This is a genomic window from Streptomyces sp. RLA123 (assembly GCF_056270165.1).
In genome coordinates, this window is record NZ_JBWDOR010000003.1 from 5,112,180 (window position 1) to 5,131,365 (window position 19,186).

Genomic DNA, 19,186 nt, shown 5'->3' on the forward strand with positions numbered 1-19,186 from the left:
ACGGCCGCCGCCCGGCGGCATCACCGAGCAGGCGGCGGGCGCCGCCGCTGCCGCACCTTGTGCCGCGAAGCGCCCGCAGGCCGCCCTGCGGCCGAGCCGCGGGTGCAGGGCGCCGCCGAATCGGGCGGCACTTTTGAGCGGACGTTGTGCGGTCGTGCGCGGCCGACGCCCGTGCGGTTGCGCGGGACGCGCGGTCACGCCGGGCGGTTCAGCCCCGCGGCGTCCAGCAGGTAGGCGGTCATCGGGTCGTAGAAGCGCGGGTCGGTGACGTGGTCGTCGAGCGGGACCGTGACGGACACCGTGCCCTCGGCCTCGGCCACGAAGAGCGCCGGGTCGTTGCAGTCGGCGAAGCCGATCGCGGTGATGCCGCGCTGCCCGGCGCATCCGGCCCAGCCGTGGTCGGCGACGACCAGGTCGGGCAGCGGCAGGTCCTGCGCGGCCAGCGCGTCCAGGACCGCCGCCATGGGCGCGGGGGAGTGGGTGTGCCACAAGGTGGCGCCGCGCTCCAGCATCGTCACGTCGCAGAACTGGAAGACCCCGCCCTCCTCCGTGGACAGGCCGCCGGGTACGGCCATCACCTCGCAGCCGGCGGCGCGCAGAGCGGCGGCCAGCGTGCGGTGGACGTCCAGGAGCCCGCCGGGGTGGCCGGTGGCGAACAGCACCCGCTGCCCGTCCTCCACGGCCTTGCCGAGCACGCGGGCGGCCCGCTCCAGAGCGCTGATGGTGAGCTCCGGGTCGATCGTGTCCTGCCCGGAGCGGAACTCCGGGTCGGCAACGACGCCGCAGCGCTCGGCCATGACCGCGAGCACCGCCTCCTCGTCCGTCCACCGGTCTGCGAGTTCCAGGCCGAGCCAGTAGTGGCGGTCGCCCGCGGCGAGCCGGCTGTAGTGGGAGCGGTTGTTCTCGCGGGGAGTGGCGACGTCGCCCGCTATGCGCGTGGCGACGAGGTGGTCGGCGAGTTCTTGGCGGGAGGGCACGGTGACATGGGGCAGCATGACCCCATTCTCCCGTGCCGTCGAAGGTCCGTGCGGCCGGGATGCGATCGACGCCGAGGCGTGATCTCCTGCCGGGGCGTCAGAAATCCGGATGCGCCGGGCGGGTTCGGGGTCCGCTCACAGCCAGCGCAGTGCGAACCACAGCTCCATGCGTACGTCCGGGTCGTCCGGGTCCACGTTCAGCGCGGTGGCGGCGCGGCCGATCCGTTGCCGCACGGTGTTGCGGTGCACGCCCAGGGCGAGGGAGGTGCGGTCCCAGCTGCCGTGCAGCCCGATCCAGGTGCGCAGCGTTTCGACCAGGACGGGGGAGCCGGCGATGGGCGCCAGCACCTCGTGCGCCCGCGTCCGCGCGTCGCCGGGGGCCACCAGGTCCGCCATCCCGCCCTGCGCGCCCTGGTGCCGCACCAGCACGCCGCGGCCCGCGACGGCCCGCCGTGCCGCTCCCGCCGCCTGGCGGTCGCCGTCGGCGAGCGCGGCGGCGGGCACCGGGGCGCTCACCCCGAGCGTCCAGCCGGGCTGTGCCACGACCTCCCGCTCCGCGGGCAGCAGCAGGCGCACCGCCTCGTCCCCGGCCTCCAGAAGGGGGGTGCCCAGGGCGGCGCCGAGTGCCGCGGCGGCCGCCGGCTCGGCGGGGGCGCCGCGGCGCAGGGCGTGCACGACGACCCACGGCCCGTCCGGACCCAGCAGGGGGGCGACCTCCTCAGGGGCCGCGCCGAGCAGCAGCCGCACCAGTGCGGCCGACCGTGCGGCCTCCGCCGTCCCCAGGTGCGGCCCGATGAGCAGGGAGAGCAGGACGGCCGCCACGTTGGCCACCGAGTGGTCGGCCGGGTCGGGGTGCGGGGAGGCCAGGACGAGCGCAGGCCGCCCGCCGGTGCCCCCGCCGGCGAGGGCGTAGGCGGACAGCCGTGTCCCGCCGTGCGTGTCGGTGGCGGAGGACGGCGGGCGAGCGGAGGCGGCGGGGCCGACCACGCGGACCAGCCGGTGGGCCGCCTCGCGGATTCCGGCGTCCGGCGCGGCGCCGGCCGCGTACACCTCCGAGCCGTCCGGCGCGACGAGCGCCGCCCAGGCGTCGAGCCGCCGGGCCAGCCGGCGCAGTACGGCCGGGACGGGGTCGGGGCGGGCGGCCGCCGCGGCGAGCGCCTGCTGCGCCTCGGTCACGTGCCGCAGCTCACGGGTCCGCGCCTCGCCCATGGCCTGCCAGACGGCGCGGGCCACGGCTGTGAACGGGGTGCGCGGCGGTACCTCCACCAGCGGCAGCCCGTGGCGGTCGCAGGCCTCGGCCAGTGCCGCCGGGGTCCGGTCGTGGACCGGGGCGAGGCCGAAGCCGAGTGCGGCGGCGCCGGCCTCCACCGTGCGCGCCACATACCGGTCCAGGTAGGGCCCGGCGCTCACCGCGGTGGTGAAGTGCACCCCGGCGGTGAGCAGCAGTTCGCCGCCGAGGAGATAGGGGACGGGATCCTCCATCTCGCTGGTGTGGACCCACTGCACGCGCACGTCCTTCTCCGCCGCCGGTGGCCCGGCCACCTGCCGCAGCCCGAGATCGGGCAGGGCCAGCAACGCGGACAGCGGGATCTGGGGGGTGGGCGGCACGAGGTCCTGGCGCGGGGACGTCATGTACGTTCCCTTCAATCGGACCAGCGAAGATGGAGGAAACGTACACTTCAGGGCGCCTTCCCGGCCACCTAGTGTCGCCACAGGCACACCGCGGCCGTACCGGCGGCGTGCCGCGGGTTCCCGTCCGGTGCAGTGGGCGGACCGTGCGGTCGGACCCCCCCCGCAAAGCGACCAGAACGCATCGAGCGCACGAAAGCAGGCAGTCACTCATGAGCAGCAGCGCACCGCGCGGTCCCCTCGACTCCTCACGTATCCCGCGTTACGCCGGGCCCGCCACTTTCGCGCGGCTGCCGCGACTCGACGAGGTCGGTGCCACCGATGTCGCCGTGGTCGGCGTGCCCTTCGACGCGGGTGTGTCCTACCGGCCCGGCGCCCGCTTCGGCGGCAACGCGATCCGCGAGGCCTCGCGCCTCCTGCGCCCCTACAACCCGGCGCAGGACGCCTCGCCCTTCGCGCTCGCCCAGGTCGCGGACGCCGGCGACATCGCCGCCAACCCGTTCGACATCAACGAGGCCGTCGAGACCATTCAGGCAGCCGCCGACGACCTGCTCGACACCGGCGCCCGACTGATGACCCTCGGCGGCGACCACACCATCTCGCTGCCCCTGCTACGTGCCATGGCCCGCAAGCACGGCCCGGTCGCGCTGCTGCACTTCGACGCCCACCTCGACACCTGGGACACCTACTTCGGCGCCGAGTACACCCACGGCACACCGTTCCGCCGGGCCGTCGAGGAGGGCATCCTCGACACCTCCGCGCTCTCCCACGTCGGCACCCGCGGCCCGCTCTACGGCAAGCAGGACCTCACAGACGACGAGAAGATGGGCTTCGGCATCGTCACCTCCGCCGACGTCTACCGGCGCGGCGCCGACGAGGTCGCCCAGCAGCTGCGCGAGCGCATCGGCGACCGCCCGCTGTACATCTCCATCGACATCGACGTCCTGGACCCCGCCCACGCCCCCGGCACCGGAACGCCCGAGGCCGGCGGCATCACCTCCCGCGAGCTGCTGGAGATCCTGCGCGGTCTGGCGTCCTGCAAGCTGATCTCCGCCGATGTCGTCGAGGTCGCCCCCGCGTACGACCACGCCGAGATCACCAGCGTCGCGGCCTCCCACACCGCGTACGAGCTCACCACGATCATGACCCGGCAGATCGCGGCGGACCGCGTGTGAGCGAACGCAGCGGTGGTGACCTGGTCACCGAGTCCCTGACGGCGCTCGGCGCCACGACCGTCTTCGGCCTGCCCGGGCAGCACGCGCTCGGCACCTTCGACGCCCTGCGGCGCTCGAAGCTGGAGTACGTCGGCCTGCGCATGGAGAACAACGCGGGCTTCGCAGCCGACGCGTACGCCCGTGTCACCGGTTTTCCCGCCCCGCTGCTGGTGTCCACCGGCCCCGGCTCGCTGATGACGCTCGCCGCCCTCCAGGAGTCGGCCGCCGCGTCCGTGCCGGTCGTGGCCATCGGCAGTCAGGTGCCGGTGGCCGGGCTCGGCGGGGGCCGCCACGGCTACCTGCACGAACTGACCGACCAGAAGGCGTCGTTCCGCGAGATCGTCAAGTCCGTGCACATGGTGCGCACCGCCTCCCAGATCCCCTCGGCCCTGGCCGCGGCCTGGGAGTCGTCCCTCACCGCGCCCTGCGGGCCGGTGTGGGTGGAGATCCCGCAGGACGTGCTGCTCGCCCCGGTCAGCGTCCCGCCGGTCGCGGAACTGGCGGTCGGGCCCCGGCCGCCGCGCCCGCGCCCCGAGCTGATCGCGGAGGCGGCCGCACTGCTGTCGCGCGCCGAACGGCCCGTCGTCCTGGCCGGCGGCGGTGTGGTGCGGTCCGGCGCGCAAGGGGAACTCCTGGCGCTCGCCGAGAAGCTGGACGCCCCCGTTGCCTGCACCTTCGGCGGAAAGGGAGGCTTCCCGTGGGAGCACCCGCTGTCGCTGCGCAGCTGGCTGGAGGACCGGCACACCACCGACTTCCTGGAGGACGCCGACGTCCTGCTGGTCGTCGGCTCCGGACTCGGCGAACTCTCCTCGAACTACCACACGTTCCGCCCGCGCGGCCGGGTGATCCAGATCGAGGCCGATCTCGGCAAGCTGGAGTCCAACCACCCGGCCCTCGGCATCCACGCCGATGCCCGCCTCGCCCTGCGAGCCCTGGCCGAGGCGGCAGGCGAGCGTGACGACCCTGGCGCGGCCCCGGCGGTCGCGGGGCTGCTGGAGCGGGTCCGTGCGCGCATCGGCGATCAGGACCTCGGCCTGGAACAGCGCGTGCTGGCCGCCGTGCGGGACGCCCTCCCCGAGCACGCCCCCAGCTTCTGGGACATGACGATCCTCGCCTACTGGGCATGGTCCGCGTGGCCCGGCGCCATGCACTCCGCCCAGGGCGCCGGCGGCCTCGGCTACGGCTTCCCCTCCGCACTGGGCGCGGCGGTCGCCGACCGCGACCGGCCGGTGCTGGCCGTGTCCGGCGACGGCGGCGCCATGTACTCGGTCGCGGAACTCGCCACGGCCCGGCAGTACGGCCTGCCCGTCACCTGGCTCATCGTGGACGACGGCGGCTACGGCATCCTGCGCGCGTACATGACCGACGCCTTCGGCGAGGCCACCGCGACCGAGCTGTCGCGGCCCGACTTCGTCGCCCTGGCCGAGTCCTTCGGCGTCCCCGGGGTCCGTACGACTCCGGAACGGCTGCGCGCGGACCTTGCCGCCGCGCTGGCCGCCCCCGGACCGTCGGTGGTGGTCCTCCCGGCGCTGCTGCGGATGTTCGCGCCGACGCACTTCTGACCAGGGGGTGACGCGGATCACCCGGCGGAACCTCCCGCGGGTGCGTCCGCGCGCCGTCCCCGACCGCCGGCCACTCGTCGGCGAGCACGGCCCACACCTCGTAGTCGTGGCGCACGCCGCGGTAGGGAGGGAGTGCTGCCGCAGCACTCCCTCCCGCCTCACGCCGAGCCGCCGGGCGGTGGCGACGCTGCGCTCGTTGCCCGCGGCGGCCCACCCTTCGGAGCGGTGCGGACCGCGCTCGCCGAACGCCCGGTCCAGGAGCGCCCGTGCGGCCCGGGTCACCAGGCCCCGGCCCTGGCCGGCCGCCTCCAGCCGGCAGCCGATCTCGCACCGGCCCGCGGCGGCGTCGAAGGACACGAACATCACCCCGCCCACCAAGGTGTCGTCCAGCCAGATGCCGAAGATACGGCTGTCGTCCTTGGCCCGGCCTTCGGCGTAGCGCGGGAGGACCGGCCCTTCCGCCCGGCCGCCCCCGTCGACGACTTCCTGGCGGGGCTCCGCGGCCCCGGGACGAGGCCTGCGGGACCTGCCGCTGTCGGACCCACGTCGTAGCTTTGTTGCAGGAGGATGAAATCCGCACATCCGGGCGTTGTGATCCTCCGGTGGAGAAGTACCGACGAGAGGACCGTGGTGGCGGCGAAGGTCGACGAGGGGAAGAGCGGCGGGGCCGGGCCGGGATGGTTGCGACGGCTGACGGGTTACACCTGGCGGTACCGGCGGAACGTCCTGCTCGCGCTCGGCTCGTCGCTCGGCGGCATGGCGGTGATGGCCCTGGTGCCGCTCGTGCCCAAGATCATCATCGATGATGTGATCGTCAAGCACGACAAGCCGCTGGCACCCTGGGCGGCTGTGCTGATAGGCGCCGCCGTCGTGGTGTACGTGCTGACCTTCGTACGGCGCTTCTACGGCGGCCGGCTCGCGCTCGACGTGCAGCATGACATGCGCACGGAGATGTTCCACTCGCTCACCCGCCTCGACGGCGTGCGCCAGGACGAGCTCAACACCGGCCAGGTCGTCGGCCGGGCCACCAGTGACCTCCAGCTCATCCAGGGTCTGCTCTTCATGGCCCCGATGATGATCGGCAACATCCTGCTGTTCGTGATGTCGCTCGTGGTCATGCTGGTGCTCTCGCCCCTGCTGACGGTGATCGCCCTGGCCGTGGCGCCCGCCCTGTGGTTCCTGGCCGACCGCAGCCGGCGGACCCTCTTCCCCGCCACCTGGTACGCCCAGGGGCAGGCGGCGGCGGTCGCCGGCATCGTGGACGGCTCGGTCACGGGCGTCCGCGTGGTCAAGGGCTTCGGCCAGGAGCAGCAGGAGATGTCCAAGATGCGCGCGGTCAGCGAGCGGCTGTTCGCCGGCCGGCTGCGCACGATCCGCCTCACCGCGCGCTACAGCCCGGCGCTGCAGGCCGTTCCCTCCCTCGGCCAGGTCGGCATGCTCGCGCTCGGCGGCTGGATGGCGGTGCGCGGCCAGATCACGCTCGGCACCTTCGTCGCCTTCTCCACCTACCTCGCGCAGCTCACCGGCCCGGTGCGGATGCTCACCGTGATGCTCACCGTCGGCCAGCAGGCCCGGGCCGGCGTCGAGCGCGTCACCGAGCTCATCGACACCCGGCCCACCCTGAGGGAGGGCTCGGGGGAGCTGCCCCGCGAGGCGGCGGCCACCGTCGAGTTCGACCATGTGAGCTTCGGCTACGACCCGGCGCGCCCGGTGCTGGACGACTTCTCCCTCAGCGTCGCCCCCGGCGAGACCGTGGCGGTCGTCGGCGCCTCGGGCAGTGGCAAGTCCACCGTCTCGCTGCTGCTGCCGCGCTTCTACGACGTCACGGGCGGCGCCGTGCGCGTCGGCGGCGAGGACGTGCGCGAGCTGACCTTCGACTCGCTGCGCGACGCCATAGGCCTCGTGCCCGAGGACAGCTTCCTGTTCTCCGACACCGTGCGCGCCAACATCGCCTACGGCCACCCCGACGCCACCGACGAGCAGGTGTTCGCCGCGACCCGGCACGCCCAGGCCCACGGGTTCATCTCGGCCCTGCCCCAGGGCTACGACACCGTCGTCGGCGAACAGGGCCTGACCCTCTCCGGCGGCCAGCGTCAGCGCGTGGCGCTCGCCCGCGCGATCCTCACCGACCCCCGGCTGCTCGTGCTGGACGACGCGACCTCGGCGGTCGACGCCCGCGTCGAGGCCGAGATCCACGACGCCCTGCGCGAGGTCATGGCCGGCCGTACCACCCTGCTGATCGCGCACCGCCGTTCCACCCTCGCGCTCGCCGACCGCATCGCCGTCCTGGAAGCCGGCCGGCTGGTCGACATCGGCACCCACGAGGAACTGCAGGACCGCTGCGCGCTGTACCGGCGGCTGCTGACCGACCCCGACGAACTCGGCGCCGACGTCGTGACCCACGACCCGGCCGGTGAGATCGCGGCCGCCGCGCCCCAGTGGCCGGGCGAGGGCGCGATCGCCGCGCTGCTCGACCGCCCCGCGGCCCCGGTCGCGCCTCCGGCCGCCGGCGGCGTCACCCCGGAGCTGTGGCCCGAGGACCGCCGCCACCGCGACGAGACCCCCGACCGCAGGGGTGCGGCGCCCTCCGGAGCGGCCGCCCGGGGCGGTCCCGGCAGCATGGCCTCGGCCATGGCCGGTATGCCCGCCACGCCCGAACTGCTCGCCCAGGTCGCGGCGCTGCCGCCCGCGGACGACGTCCCGGACGTCGACGAGAAGGCCGCCGCGGGGCTCGACAAGGACTTCGGTCTGCGCAGCATGCTGCGCGGCTTCCGCGGGCCGCTGCTGTTCAGCCTGGTGCTGGTCGCCGTGGACGCGTTCGCCGGACTGCTGCTGCCGGTCCTGATCCGGCACGGCATCGACTCCGGCGTCCGGCAGGTCGCGCTCGGCGCGGTCTGGACGGCCTCGCTGCTCGGCCTCGTCATCGTCGCCGCGCAGTGGGCCGCGCAATGGGGCTCCACCCGCCTCACCGGCCGTACGGGCGAGCGCGTGCTCTACACGCTCCGCGTGAAGATCTTCTCGCATCTGCACCGGCTCGGGCTCGACTACTACGAGCGCGAGCTGAGCGGCCGGATCATGACCCGTATGACCACCGACGTCGACGCTCTGTCGACGTTCCTGCAGACCGGCCTCGTCACCGCTCTGGTCAGCGTGCTGACCTTCGTCGGCATCTTTGTGGCGCTCCTGGCGATCGACGTCGGGCTGGCCCTGATCGTCTTCGCCACGCTGCCCGTGCTGCTGGTGGCCACCTGGGTGTTCCGCCGCAGGTCGGTCAAGGCGTACGAACTGGCCCGCGAGCGGGTCAGCGTCGTCAACGCCGACCTCCAGGAGCACGTCGCCGGGCTCCGCGTCGTCCAGGCCTTCCGCGGCGAGCGCGGCGGGGCCGAGCGGTTCGCGGGGCGCAGCGACGCCTACCGCCAGGCGCGGGTGCGCGGCCAGTGGCTGATCTCCGTGTACTTCCCCTTCGTGCAGCTGCTGTCCAGCGTGGCCGCCGCCCTCGTGCTGATCGTGGGCGCGCACCGGATCGGCGCGGGCACCCTCACCGCCGGCGCCCTGGTGGCGTACCTGCTCTACATCGACCTGTTCTTCTCTCCCGTGCAGCAGCTCTCCCAGGTCTTCGACGGCTACCAGCAGGCCTCGGTGTCCCTGGGCCGCATCCGCGAACTGCTGCGCACCCCGACGACGACCCCGCCCGCCCGGGCACCGCGCGAGGTGGGCCGGCTCCGTGGCGAGATCGCCTTCCGCGACGTGCACTTCCGCTACGCCGAGGACGCCGCCGAGGCGCTGGCGGGCATCGAGCTGCGGATTCCCGCCGGGCAGACGGTCGCCTTCGTCGGCGAGACCGGCGCGGGCAAGTCCACCCTGGTCAAGATGGTCGCCCGGTTCTACGACCCGACATCCGGCGCGGTCCTCGTCGACGGCCAGGACATCCGCGAACTCGACCTGACCGGCTACCGGCAGCGGCTCGGCGTCGTCCCGCAGGAGGCGTACCTCTTCGAAGGCACGGTCCGTGACGCCATCGCCTACGGGCGCATGGACGCCACCGACGCCGAGGTGGAGGCCGCCTCGCGCGCCGTCGGTGCGCACGAGATGATCGCCACGCTCGACGGCGGCTATCTGCACACGGTCTCCGAGCGCGGGCGCAACCTCTCCGCCGGACAGCGTCAGCTGATCGCCCTGGCCCGCGCCGAACTGGTCGACCCGGACGTCCTGCTGCTCGACGAGGCGACCGCCGCCCTGGACCTGGCCACCGAGGCCCTGGTCAACCAGGCCGCCGACCGGCTCGCGGTGCGCCGTACCACCCTGGTGGTGGCCCATCGGCTGACCACCGCGGCCCGCGCCGACCGGGTCGTCGTCATCGACCAGGGCCGGGTCGTCGAGGACGGTACGCATGAGCAACTCCTCGCCGCCGACGGCCGGTACGCCGGGTTGTGGCGCACCTTCGTCGGCGAGGACGAGAACAGCGAGGCCGTGGCCTGACCCCTTTGCGGGTGGTCGGGGCTGGGTGGTGAAGCACACCCCGCCCCGACCGGCGCGCGCGTCACAGCCGGCGGGCGCACCCGACGCTCTCCGAGCCGCCGCCCACCCGGACGTACAGCACCGTGTCCTTGGGGCAGCCGGCCCGGCTGCGGGCGAGCCGCGTGACCTGGTACTGCGGCTTGTGCGCCGCCGAACCGTCGCAGTTGGTCTCCTTCACCTCGCGGTGCCGTGAGGTGTACACGCAGTCGCCCGCGAGGGTGTGCGGTCCGCCGCCCTCACCCGGGTCGCCCGGGTGCGGGGCCATCAGATTGCGCATGCAGGCGTAGCCCTGCGGGTGGGCGGCGCTGACGGTCAGGAGGAAGTCGGTGGTCGCCGGGCAGCGGTCGCCCGGCCGCGCGGCGTCCTTGCCCGAGGGTGACGGCGAGGCGGGCAGCAGCCCGTACAGCCGGGTGACCACGCGGGCGAGGGCGGACGGGTCGTCGCAGGGGATCTCGCGGTAGGAACCGACCGGGTCGCTGGTCGCGCACTCGTCCTGGGCGAGGAAGACCCCGTCCTGCGTGGTGGGCGTGAGGCTGGGGCCCGCGGCGCTGCTGCCGGTCCCGCCGGGGCCCGGCGTGCAGGAAGCCAGCAGCACGGCCAGCAGCCATGCCCCGCCCAGGAGTTGACCCGAGATCGTCTGAATGCGCACGGCGGCCCCCCCACCACTTCCCCCGGGCGACGTGCCCCCTTTGGGGAGGATAAGGGGTCGGGCCCGGTTCCGGGAGGGGCCGCCGTGCGCGCTCCACTTCAGTACCCCAGACCCCACCCGACGGGATAGAGGTCCCGCGTCGGGTCGTCCGCCCGGGGTACCGCCACCGGCAGCTTCCCGCCCGGCCGTACGCGGCCCGCCAGGACCCGCGCCGCCGCGCGCAGGGACACGTCCGTCCACCCGTAGGTGGCGAGCGCCGCGGCCGTCCCGTCCAGCCGCGCGATGTCGTACGGATTCCGGATCGCGATCTGCACTACCGGCACGCCGGTGGCGGCCAGCGCCCGCACCAAAGCGCTCTGCCGGTCCGTGACGGCGGCGGTGACGTTGTACGTGGCCACGACCACCGCGTCGGTGCCGCGCGCGGCGGCCACCGCCCGGTCGATCGCCGCCTGGTCGGGCGCGGTCCCGGTGGACAGCGCCTGGGCCTGGTGCCCGAGCGCGGTGAGCGCGGCCGCCAGTACGGCGGTGGGCGGCCCTCCGGTGCCCGAGGGCGCTGCCGGATCGGCGCCGGCCACCAGCAGCCGGCGTCTGGCGGCCAGGGGCAGGACGCCGCTGTTGGCCAGCAGTGTGACGGTCCGGTCGGTGATCTTGTCTGCGGCGGCGAGGTGGGCCCGTGTGCCGACGGTCCGGTCGACGCCGCGGTGGGTGACGTAGGGGTCGTCCAGCAGGCCCCTGCGCGCCTTGAGGGTCAGGATGCGCACCAGCGACTGCTCGAGGCGCTCCTCGGTCAGCTCGCCGGAGCGCACCGCGGCCAGCACTCCCTGCCAGGCGGTGTCCAGCAGCGGCGGGTTGAGCAGCTGGTCGGCGCCCGCCTTCAGGGCGAGGACGGGGACGCGGTCGTCCCCGTACTTCTGCCGTACGCCCTCCATGCCGAGGGCGTCGGTGACGACCACACCGTCGTAGCCCAGCTCCTCGCGGAGGATGCCGGTGAGGATCGGCCGGGACAGCGTCGCGGGGTCGCCGGAGTCGTCGAGGGCGGGCACCAGGATGTGCGCCGTCATGATCGAGTCGATGCCGGCGGCGACGGCGGCCCGGAACGGCGGTGCGTCCAGGCGCCGCCACTCCTCCAGGGAGTGCGTGATGACCGGCAGTTCGAAGTGGCTGTCGGTGCCGGTGTCGCCGTGCCCGGGGAAATGCTTGGCGGTGGCCACCACCCCGGCCCCCTGATAACCCGCCACCTGGGCGGCGACGAGCGCGGCCACGGCTTTGGGGTCGGCGCCGAAGGACCGTACGCCGATGACCGGGTTGGCGGGGTTGACGTTGACGTCGGCGACCGGCGCGTAGTCCTGGTTGATGCCCATGGCCGCCAGTTCGGCGCCCGCGACGGCGGCGGCGGTGCGGGCGTCGCGCACGCTCCCGGCGGCGCCGAGCGCCATCCCGCCGGGGAAGAGCGTGGCGGGCGAGCCGACGCGGGCGACCGCGCCGTGCTCCTGGTCGGTGGAGATCAGCAGGGGGACGCGGGAGGCGCGCTGGATGCCGTTGGACAGGTCGGCGATCTGGTGGGGGTCACGGGTGTTGTGGGCCCACGCGAAGTAGATGATGCCGCCGACGTGGTACGTGGCGATGAGCTCGGCGGCATCGGAGACGCCGATCTCGGCCTGGTTGGCGGCCACATCGGCGGGGTCGGGCGCGGTGGCCGAATGGCCGTACACCCGCATCACGAAGAGCTGGCCGATCTTCTCTTCGATGCTCATCCGGTCGATGATCGCGCGGACGCGTCTGCGGTCGTTCGCCGTGGCCGCGGCCGCTCTCGCGGTGCCCGGGACGCCGAGGGCGAGGGCGGTGGAGGCGGCCGCGGCAGTGCCGAGGACGGCACGGCGGGACGGACGGGGAGGGCTGTGCATGGAGACTCCTTCCGGCAGGAGGAGGCGGGACAGGCCGAAGGGTGCACTGAAAGAAACCTTCAAGCAGACACGCTTAGCCGGAAAGTTATTGTCAGTCAATGAGGCGTGCACGCTCCGGCACCATCGAGGACGGCACCGCGAGGACCGCCGTCCAGCGCTGCGCCTGGACGCAGCGGATCGTCTCGTCCCCGGTCGTGGCCGCCGACAGCTCCTGACGGCTGATCATCAGCCAGGCGCCGGTGGGCCGGCAGCCTGTCAGCAGAAAGGCGAAGCGCCGCTCGGCCGGCCGGGACGGGTGCCCCGCCAGTTGCTTGCGCACGGTCTTGGCGTCCTTGGGGGAGAGCGTGGCGAGGAAGGCGTCGAGCTGCCGGCCCGAGGTCACCTCGGCGTTCCGCGCGCCCGGCGCGGGCTCCCCGCCGTCCAGCCGGCCGAAGGCCACGGTCCTGCCCGGTCCGGCCGGATCGGGCTGCGGGCTCGGCTCCTGCGCGAAGCGCGGATGCGCGGGCATCCGGTCGCGGGGCACCTCGAAGACCGTGACGACGTGATGGGCCGCGAAGCACTCGCCCGGTGGGGGCGGCTGGTCGATCCCGAGCACCAGGCGGTCGCCGCTGCGGAAGAGCAGCGCGTCCTTGGCGGCGCTGCAGCCGGTCGTGCGGTTCCAGGCGACCAGCACGTACCGCGAGAAGTCCGTCGCCGCGGCGCGCTTGGCGATCTCGGCGCCCACCGCGGGATCGGACGCGGCGAACCAGCTCGGGAAACGGGACAGATCGCGTTCGTCGTTCAGCACCGTGTGGAGTGCCGGGGCGCGGACGGCCGACGAGAAGTACACCCGGCGCGAGGCGATGCCGCCCTGACGGGGCGTCGAGGGTGAGAACGAGACGGACGGGGATGCGGGGGCCTTGGGATCCGACGTCGGCGAGACGATGGCGGACGATGCGGGGCCGCCACCGGTGCTTGCGGAGGGGGGCGCACCGGTGGCGGACTGCTGCCGGCCGCAGGCGGCGGAGAGGGTTGTCAGCGACGCAGCCAGCAGCGTGACCGACACCGCTTTGCGGAGACTCACCAGCAGCACGTGGGTTGGACGGGACGCTGCCCGGAACGGTTCCCTGCGTGTGGAGGACATCCGCCTATGGTCGGTGAACGACCTGGGGGTAGCGAGCCCGCAACACGCGGACTGTCTCACTGATGGCGGGACGTCGTGACGCCCCTGTGCGCCACAAGGCGTACAGCCGCCGCACCGGCGCCGGCTCCAGCGGCACCACGGCCACGCCCGCGGGCACCGGCCCGCGCCCGAGCCGGGGCACGAGCGCGATGCCGAGTCCGGCGGCGACCAGCTCCAGCTGGGTCTGGTACTCGGCGACCTGGAAGGCGAGGTCGGGCTCGCTGCCCAGTTCCCGCAGGGTCCGCACCAGCCATTCGTGGCAGACGTGCCCGGGCGGCTGGCAGATCCACCGCTGGTCGACGAGGTCCTCGCGCGCCAGGGGGCCGCGCGCCGCCAGCGCATGCGCGACGGGCACCAGGATGTCGCAGTGGTCCTCGCCGATCACCACCCGCTCCAGCCCCTCGGGGGCGGGCAGCGGTGCGATGTCCCAGTCGTGCACCACGGCCAGGTCGACCGCGCCCCGCGCGACCAGGTCGACGGCCAGGTGGGCGCCCTCCTCGAGCAGCCGCAGCTCCAGCGACGGGTGGGCGGCGGCCAGTTCGGCGAACACACCGGGCATCAGCCCGCGAGCGGCGGTGGGGAAGGCGACCGTCGTCAACCGCCCGGTGGGCTTGCCGCGCCGCTCCTCCAGGGCGACCTCCGCCCGCTCGACGATGGCCATCAGCTCCTGTGCCGTCTCGGCCAGCAGTTGTGCCGCCTCGGTCAGCGCCACCCCGCGGCCCTGCCGCTCCAGCAGCGTGGTGCGGGTCTCCCGCTCCAGCTTCGTGATCTGCTGCGAGACCGCGGAAGCGGTGTAGCCGAGGGCGGTCGCCGCCGCGCCGACGGAACCGTGCACATGCACCGCGTGCAGCGCCCGCAGCCGGGCCAGGTCCAGCATCCGTCCACCTCATCGTTCAGAGATCCTGAATCGGATCACGCAGCGACAGGCACCGTTGCTGAAGAGTCGCCGGTGTCGAAGGATACGGCGCCCTGCGCCGGGACGATGTGACGCGCGCCTCTCGCGCGCGGCCTGCGCCGACCGGGCGGCCTGCGCCGACCGCGCCGACCGCGACGGGGCGGCGGGCGAATCAGGCCGACTCGCCGAGCAGCCCCAGCAGATGGGAGCGGCCGCGCGACAGCAGCTCCGGCAGTGCCCGCACCTGCGGGTACCAGCGGCGCTCGTACTCCCAGCACAGCCAGCCGTCCCAGCCGGCCCGGCTGAGCACCTCCACCGTGCCGGCGAGCGGCACCGCGCCGCGGCCGAGCGGCACCGGGGTGGTGTTCTGCGCCGAGGAGACGTCCTTGACCTGGACGTAGCCCAGGTACGGCGCCAGCACCGGGTAGGTGTGCTCCGGCTGCTCCCCGCCGATCCACGGGTGCAGCACGTCCCAGAGGGCGCCCGCGCTGTGATGGCCCACCAGCCCGAGGACCCGGGCCACGTCCGCGCCGGTGCGGTGCGAGTCGTGGGTCTCCAGCAGGAGGCGTACGCCCAGGTCCGCGGCCTCCGACGCCACGGCGGCCAGGCGGCGGGCCGCGCGGGTGTCCGCGTCGTCCGGCGGCGACCCGTTCCCCGCGCCCGGGAACACCCGCAAGTGCGGCGCCCCGAGCCCGGCGGCGAGCCGCATGTGGTCGCGCAGCCCGCGCAGTACGGGATCGTCCTCGCCCGGAGCGGCCACCTGGACATAGGAGGCGACCGCGACGATGTCGACTCCGGCGGCGCGGAACTCCTCGCGCACCGAGGCCTGCTCGCGCCCCGTCAGGCCGGCGTGCACCGGCTCGTCGTGACCGGCCCGCAGCTCCACGCCGTGCCAGCCGTGCCCGGCGGCCAGCCGGGCCACGTCCGCCATGGGCAGCCCGGGCACGCCGAGGGTCGAGAACGCGAGCTTCACTTTCCGGACGTTACAGCACCAGTCGCCAGTCCTGCCCGACGAGATCCTTGCCGAAGCTGTGGTGCGGCTTCTGCCCTGTCAGCTCGAATCCGGCCGCCTGATAGATCCGGCGGGCCGAGGTCAGGACGTCGTTCGTCCACAGCACCAGCTCGCGCCTGCCGGTCTCGCGGGCGAACAGTACGCAGGCGTCGACCAGGGTCCGGCCGATGCCGTGGCTGCGGGCTGCGGGGTCCACCAGCAGCAGGCGCAACCGGGCCGTGCCGGGTTCCTCGTCCCGTACGCAGAAGACGCAACCGGCACGTTCGCCGTCCAGTTCGGCGATCCACGCGCGCTCGTGGCCGTCGGCGACGATCCGGGCGACGAGCGTCTCGTACTCGGCGTTCCACCCGAACTCCTCGGCGTAGACCTCCGCGTTGCGCTGCACCACCCAGCCCAGATCGCCCGGGCGCAGCCCGCGCAGCCGGACGCGCCCCGCCTGTGGCGTGGGTGCGGGGGCGGCGCCGCCGAGGACCTCGCGGACCGTGCGCATGGCGCCGGTCAGCCGCTCGCGGTCGCGCGGGGCCAGGCCGCCCAGCAGGGACGAGACCGCGTCCCGCGAGCGTTCCTCCAGCAGGCCGGCCGCTGCCCGACCGTCCGGTGTCAGGTCCACCCGCTGCCGCCGGGCATCGCGTTCCGAGGGGGTGCGGGTCACCAGCCCGCGCTGCTCGAAGGCCGCGAGCATGCGGCTGAGCTGCCCGGCGTCCACGGACAGCGCTGCCCTCAGATCGGCGGCGTCGAGTCCCTCGGCGTGGGCGAGTTCGTACAGCACGCGGGCCTCGGTGAGCGTGTACGGGGTGTGCAGGTGGCGACTGTAGTCCAGCGCCCCGATGAGATTGGTGTAGAAGCGGTTGAACGCCCTGATCTCCTGAACGGTCACGATGACTGGGCCTCTCCCGGGAAAAATACTTGACTCAGTCAAAGATATTCCGCCATGCGGCACTCCGCCAGGGCCGTGCGGTGTGCCGTCCCGTTCGTGTCCGGGCCCGCTACGCGTCCTGCCGCGGCGGCGCGGTCGAGGTCCGCACCATGAGCTCCGTGCGGACCGTCGCCAGCCCCCCGGGCGGCGGCGACTGACGTCCCATCACCAGGCGTCCGGCACGGGCCCCGGCCTCGTGGAGCGGGATCCGCACGGTGGTGAGCGCGGGCGAGGCGTCGGCGCTGAACGGCAGGTCGTCGTAACCGGCGACGGAGACGTCCTGCGGGATGCGCAGCCCGCGCTCGCGCAGGGCGGCGCAGACCCCCAGTGCGACGCTGTCGTTGGCGGCGAGGACCGCGGTGAGACGGGGCTCGCGGCGCAGCAGTTCGTGGGCGGCGTCGTAGCCGGAGGAGCGGTCGTAGTAGCCGTGCACCGTGAGGCGGTCGAGCTCCGCGGCGGAGCCGGTGAGGCCGGCGTGCGCGAGGGCCGCGCGGTGGCCCTCCAGTCGGTGCCGCGTGGTGGTCCGGTCGGCGGGGCCCGCGACATAGCCGATGGTGCGGTGGCCGAGGGCGAGCAGGTGCTCGGTGAGCCGCCGGGCGCCGCCGCGGTTGTCGAAGGCCACGGTCACCACGGCGGCGCCCGCCGCGCCCGGGAGCGCCGCGAGTTCCGGCAGCGGCGGCCGGCCGCACAGCACGATCCGCGTGCCGGAGGCGGCGAGGCGGGAGAGCCGGCCGGCGACGGCCGCGGAGTGCTCAGTGCCCTCCACGGCACCGCCGGTGAGCACGACCCCGGCCGCGCGCTGCCGTGCCAGCAGGGTGAGGTAGTTGAGCTCCGCCTCGGGCGAGCCCCCGGTGTTGCAGACGACGGCGAGCTTCCCGGCGCCGGCGGGCATCGCGGCGGGGGTGCCCGGGCCGCCGCTGATCTCACCCTGCACGGCGCTGGCGATCAGCCCGAAGAAGGGGTCGGCGACGTCGTTGACGAGCACGCCGACCAGGTCGGAGGTGGCGGCGGCGAGCGCGCGGGCGTGACCGTTGACGACGTAGTCCAGGTCGTCCACGGCTCGCAGGACGCGCTCGCGGGTGTTCCCGGCGACCGGGTAGTTGCCGTTCAGCACGCGCGACACGGTTGCGGCGGACACTCCGGCGTACGCCGCGACGTCGGCCAGGGTCACTGCCATGCTTCTGCTTCCTCCGGTTCGGTCCGCTTCCGGGCCCTCGGCCCGCGGCGGCACATGTTCTCATCCCGGGGCCGCGCGGGGAGCGGGTCCGCCCCGTCTCGGAAGCCAGTAAGCGCTGTCTGTCGGAAGGTGGTGCTTCTTGTCGATTGTCGTGGCAATGGCTAGCGTGACGAGCGAGAAAGCGCTTGCTGTGGTTCGTTGCCCCCTCGGCGGCCCGCCGCCGAAGAGAGGAACTGCCGTGCCCCGCAGGACAGTGCGGATCGCCATGAACGACGTCATCGGCCGCATGGGCCACCACCGGCACCTCGTCCGCTCGGTCCTCGCCCAGCGCGAGCAGGCCGGTCCCGACCTCGGCGACGGCACCGTGCTGTGGCCCGAACCGGAGCTGACCCTGTGACGACCATCCACCTGCCCGACCCCTCGGGGGAGTTGCGGCCGTATCAGCCGCGCACCGCGCCCGCCGCCCACTTCTCCGTCCTGGCCGACGCCGCCGTGCCGCGCAGCCGCGCGGTGTACGCGGCGGCGCACGTCGTCGCGGACCCGTTCCGCACTGCTCCCGGTCTGCCGGCGTCCGTCGACTGGGACGCGACCCTCGCCTTCCGCCGCCACCTGTGGTCCCACGGACTCGGGGTGGCGGAGGCGATGGACACCGCGCAGCGCGGCTCCGGCCTGGACTGGGCGGCCGCTGCCGAGTTGATGCGCCGCTCCTGCGCCGAGGCCCGCGCCACCGGCGGCCGCGTCGTGTGCGGCGTGGGCACCGACCAGCTCCCCGTGACCGGGATCGGCTACCCCTACAGCCTGGACGACGTCCGCAGGGCCTACGAGGAGCAGCTCGCGCTCGTCGAGGACGCCGGCGGGCGGCCCGTGCTGATGGCCTCCCGCGCCCTCGCCGCGGTCGCCAAGGGGCCCGAGGACTATCTGGAGATGTACGGCCATCTCCTCAGGCAGGCCGCGGAACCCGTCGTACTGCACTGGCTCGGGCCGATGTTCGACCCGGCGCTGGAGGGCTACTGGGGCAGCACCGGCCTGGACGCCGCCACCCACACCTTCCTGGAGCTGGTCGCGGCGCACCCCGGCAAGGTCGAGGGCGTCAAGATCTCCCTGCTCGACGCGGAGCGCGAGATCGGGCTGCGCCGCCTCCTCCCGGACGGCGTGCGCTGCTACACCGGCGACGACTTCCACTACCCCGAACTGATCGCCGGGGACGACCGGGGCTTCAGCCACGCACTCCTCGGCATCCTCGATCCGCTCGCGCCCGTGGCCTCCCGCGCCCTCCGCGCGCTCGACTCCGGCGACACGGCCGCCTTCCGCTCCCTGCTCGACCCGACGGTGGAACTCTCCCGGCACCTGTTCGGGCCGCCCACCCGTCACTACAAGACCGGCGTCGTCCTGCTCGCCTGGCTGGCCGGCCACCAGTCGCACTTCACGATGCTCGACGGTCTGCATTCGGCACGCCCCCTCCCCCATCTGGCCCGCGCGTACGAACTGGCCGACCGCATCGGCCTGTTCCCCGACCCGGTGCTCGCCGAGTCCCGCATGCGGAATTTTCTCTCTGTGTACGGAGTGTGACA

13 protein-coding genes and 2 pseudogenes are annotated in these 19,186 nt (G+C 74.0%); 5 read left to right on the forward strand and 10 right to left on the reverse strand.

Annotated features, from left to right (window positions below; translation table 11 throughout):
* Positions 1-194: 194 nt before the first annotated feature.
* Positions 195-995, reverse strand: a complete 801-nt coding sequence (locus RV983_RS23325; protein WP_475987682.1) for a phosphatase — start codon at positions 993-995, stop codon at positions 195-197.
* Positions 996-1,112: 117 nt separating this feature from the next.
* A complete protein-coding gene (locus RV983_RS23330; protein ID WP_475987683.1) occupies positions 1,113-2,609 on the reverse strand; it encodes a PucR family transcriptional regulator ligand-binding domain-containing protein in 1,497 nt (498 codons plus the stop codon).
* A gap of 209 nt (positions 2,610-2,818) precedes the next feature.
* Here RV983_RS23330 and speB point away from each other — a divergent pair, with 209 nt between their 5' ends.
* Both speB and RV983_RS23340 read left to right on the forward strand, forming a co-directional pair.
* Entirely contained in the window at positions 2,819-3,781 is a 963-nt protein-coding gene (speB, locus tag RV983_RS23335; protein ID WP_475987684.1) for an agmatinase, read from the forward strand.
* Complete coding sequence (locus RV983_RS23340; RefSeq protein ID WP_475987685.1) at positions 3,778-5,382, forward strand: thiamine pyrophosphate-binding protein; 1,605 nt, start codon at positions 3,778-3,780, stop codon at positions 5,380-5,382. Before speB ends, RV983_RS23340 begins: the two co-directional genes overlap by 4 nt.
* Before the next feature lie 219 nt (positions 5,383-5,601).
* Here RV983_RS23340 and RV983_RS23345 read toward each other — a convergent pair.
* Positions 5,602-5,964 (reverse strand): annotated as a pseudogene (locus tag RV983_RS23345) (GNAT family N-acetyltransferase); the annotation flags it as partial.
* A 48-nt stretch (positions 5,965-6,012) separates the two neighbouring features.
* Between RV983_RS23345 and RV983_RS23350 the strand changes: the two are divergent.
* Positions 6,013-9,861 (forward strand): ABC transporter ATP-binding protein, encoded by a 3,849-nt coding sequence (locus RV983_RS23350; RefSeq protein WP_475990431.1) that lies wholly within the window; start codon positions 6,013-6,015, stop codon positions 9,859-9,861.
* A 61-nt stretch (positions 9,862-9,922) separates the two neighbouring features.
* Here RV983_RS23350 and RV983_RS23355 read toward each other — a convergent pair whose 3' ends face one another.
* The 7 genes from RV983_RS23355 to RV983_RS23385 form a co-directional block, all read right to left on the reverse strand.
* Entirely contained in the window at positions 9,923-10,549 is a 627-nt protein-coding gene (locus RV983_RS23355; protein ID WP_475987686.1) for a hypothetical protein, read from the reverse strand.
* 98 nt (positions 10,550-10,647) lie between these two features.
* A complete protein-coding gene (locus tag RV983_RS23360) occupies positions 10,648-12,453 on the reverse strand; it encodes a glycoside hydrolase family 3 protein (RefSeq protein ID WP_475987687.1) in 1,806 nt (601 codons plus the stop codon).
* A gap of 91 nt (positions 12,454-12,544) precedes the next feature.
* Positions 12,545-13,516, reverse strand: coding sequence for a hypothetical protein (locus RV983_RS23365; RefSeq protein ID WP_475987688.1), 972 nt, complete (start codon positions 13,514-13,516; stop codon positions 12,545-12,547).
* A 64-nt stretch (positions 13,517-13,580) separates the two neighbouring features.
* Positions 13,581-14,492 (reverse strand): LysR family transcriptional regulator, encoded by a 912-nt coding sequence (locus RV983_RS23370; RefSeq protein ID WP_475987689.1) that lies wholly within the window; start codon positions 14,490-14,492, stop codon positions 13,581-13,583.
* Between the two features lie 190 nt (positions 14,493-14,682).
* A complete protein-coding gene (locus RV983_RS23375; protein ID WP_475987690.1) occupies positions 14,683-15,483 on the reverse strand; it encodes a sugar phosphate isomerase/epimerase family protein in 801 nt (266 codons plus the stop codon).
* A 10-nt stretch (positions 15,484-15,493) separates the two neighbouring features.
* Entirely contained in the window at positions 15,494-16,399 is a 906-nt protein-coding gene (locus RV983_RS23380; protein ID WP_475987691.1) for a bifunctional helix-turn-helix transcriptional regulator/GNAT family N-acetyltransferase, read from the reverse strand.
* Between the two features lie 109 nt (positions 16,400-16,508).
* The gene (locus tag RV983_RS23385) at positions 16,509-17,615 is read right to left on the reverse strand and encodes a LacI family DNA-binding transcriptional regulator (RefSeq protein ID WP_475987692.1); all 1,107 of its coding nucleotides are present in this window, start codon (positions 17,613-17,615) and stop codon (positions 16,509-16,511) included.
* Positions 17,616-17,853: 238 nt separating this feature from the next.
* Here RV983_RS23385 and RV983_RS23390 point away from each other — a divergent pair.
* Both RV983_RS23390 and RV983_RS23395 read left to right on the forward strand, forming a co-directional pair.
* Positions 17,854-18,003: pseudogene (locus RV983_RS23390) on the forward strand (Gfo/Idh/MocA family protein); the annotation flags it as partial.
* 5 nt (positions 18,004-18,008) lie between these two features.
* Positions 18,009-19,184 carry a dihydrodipicolinate synthase family protein gene (locus RV983_RS23395; protein ID WP_475987693.1) on the forward strand — a complete coding sequence of 392 codons (1,176 nt, stop codon included), beginning with the start codon at positions 18,009-18,011 and terminating at the stop codon, positions 19,182-19,184.
* The last annotated feature ends 2 nt before the right edge of the window (positions 19,185-19,186 follow it).

Excerpts from the sequence above, each read along its gene's own strand:
- RV983_RS23325 (WP_475987682.1), bottom strand. The coding sequence starts at position 995 with ATGCTGCCCCATGTCACCGTGCCCTCCCGCCAAGAACTCGCCGACCAC.
- RV983_RS23330 (WP_475987683.1), bottom strand. The coding sequence starts at position 2,609 with ATGACGTCCCCGCGCCAGGACCTCGTGCCGCCCACCCCCCAGATCCCG.
- speB (WP_475987684.1), top strand. The coding sequence starts at position 2,819 with ATGAGCAGCAGCGCACCGCGCGGTCCCCTCGACTCCTCACGTATCCCG.
- RV983_RS23360 (WP_475987687.1), bottom strand. The coding sequence starts at position 12,453 with ATGCACAGCCCTCCCCGTCCGTCCCGCCGTGCCGTCCTCGGCACTGCC.
- RV983_RS23370 (WP_475987689.1), bottom strand. The coding sequence starts at position 14,492 with ATGCTGGACCTGGCCCGGCTGCGGGCGCTGCACGCGGTGCATGTGCAC.
- RV983_RS23385 (WP_475987692.1), bottom strand. The coding sequence starts at position 17,615 with ATGGCAGTGACCCTGGCCGACGTCGCGGCGTACGCCGGAGTGTCCGCC.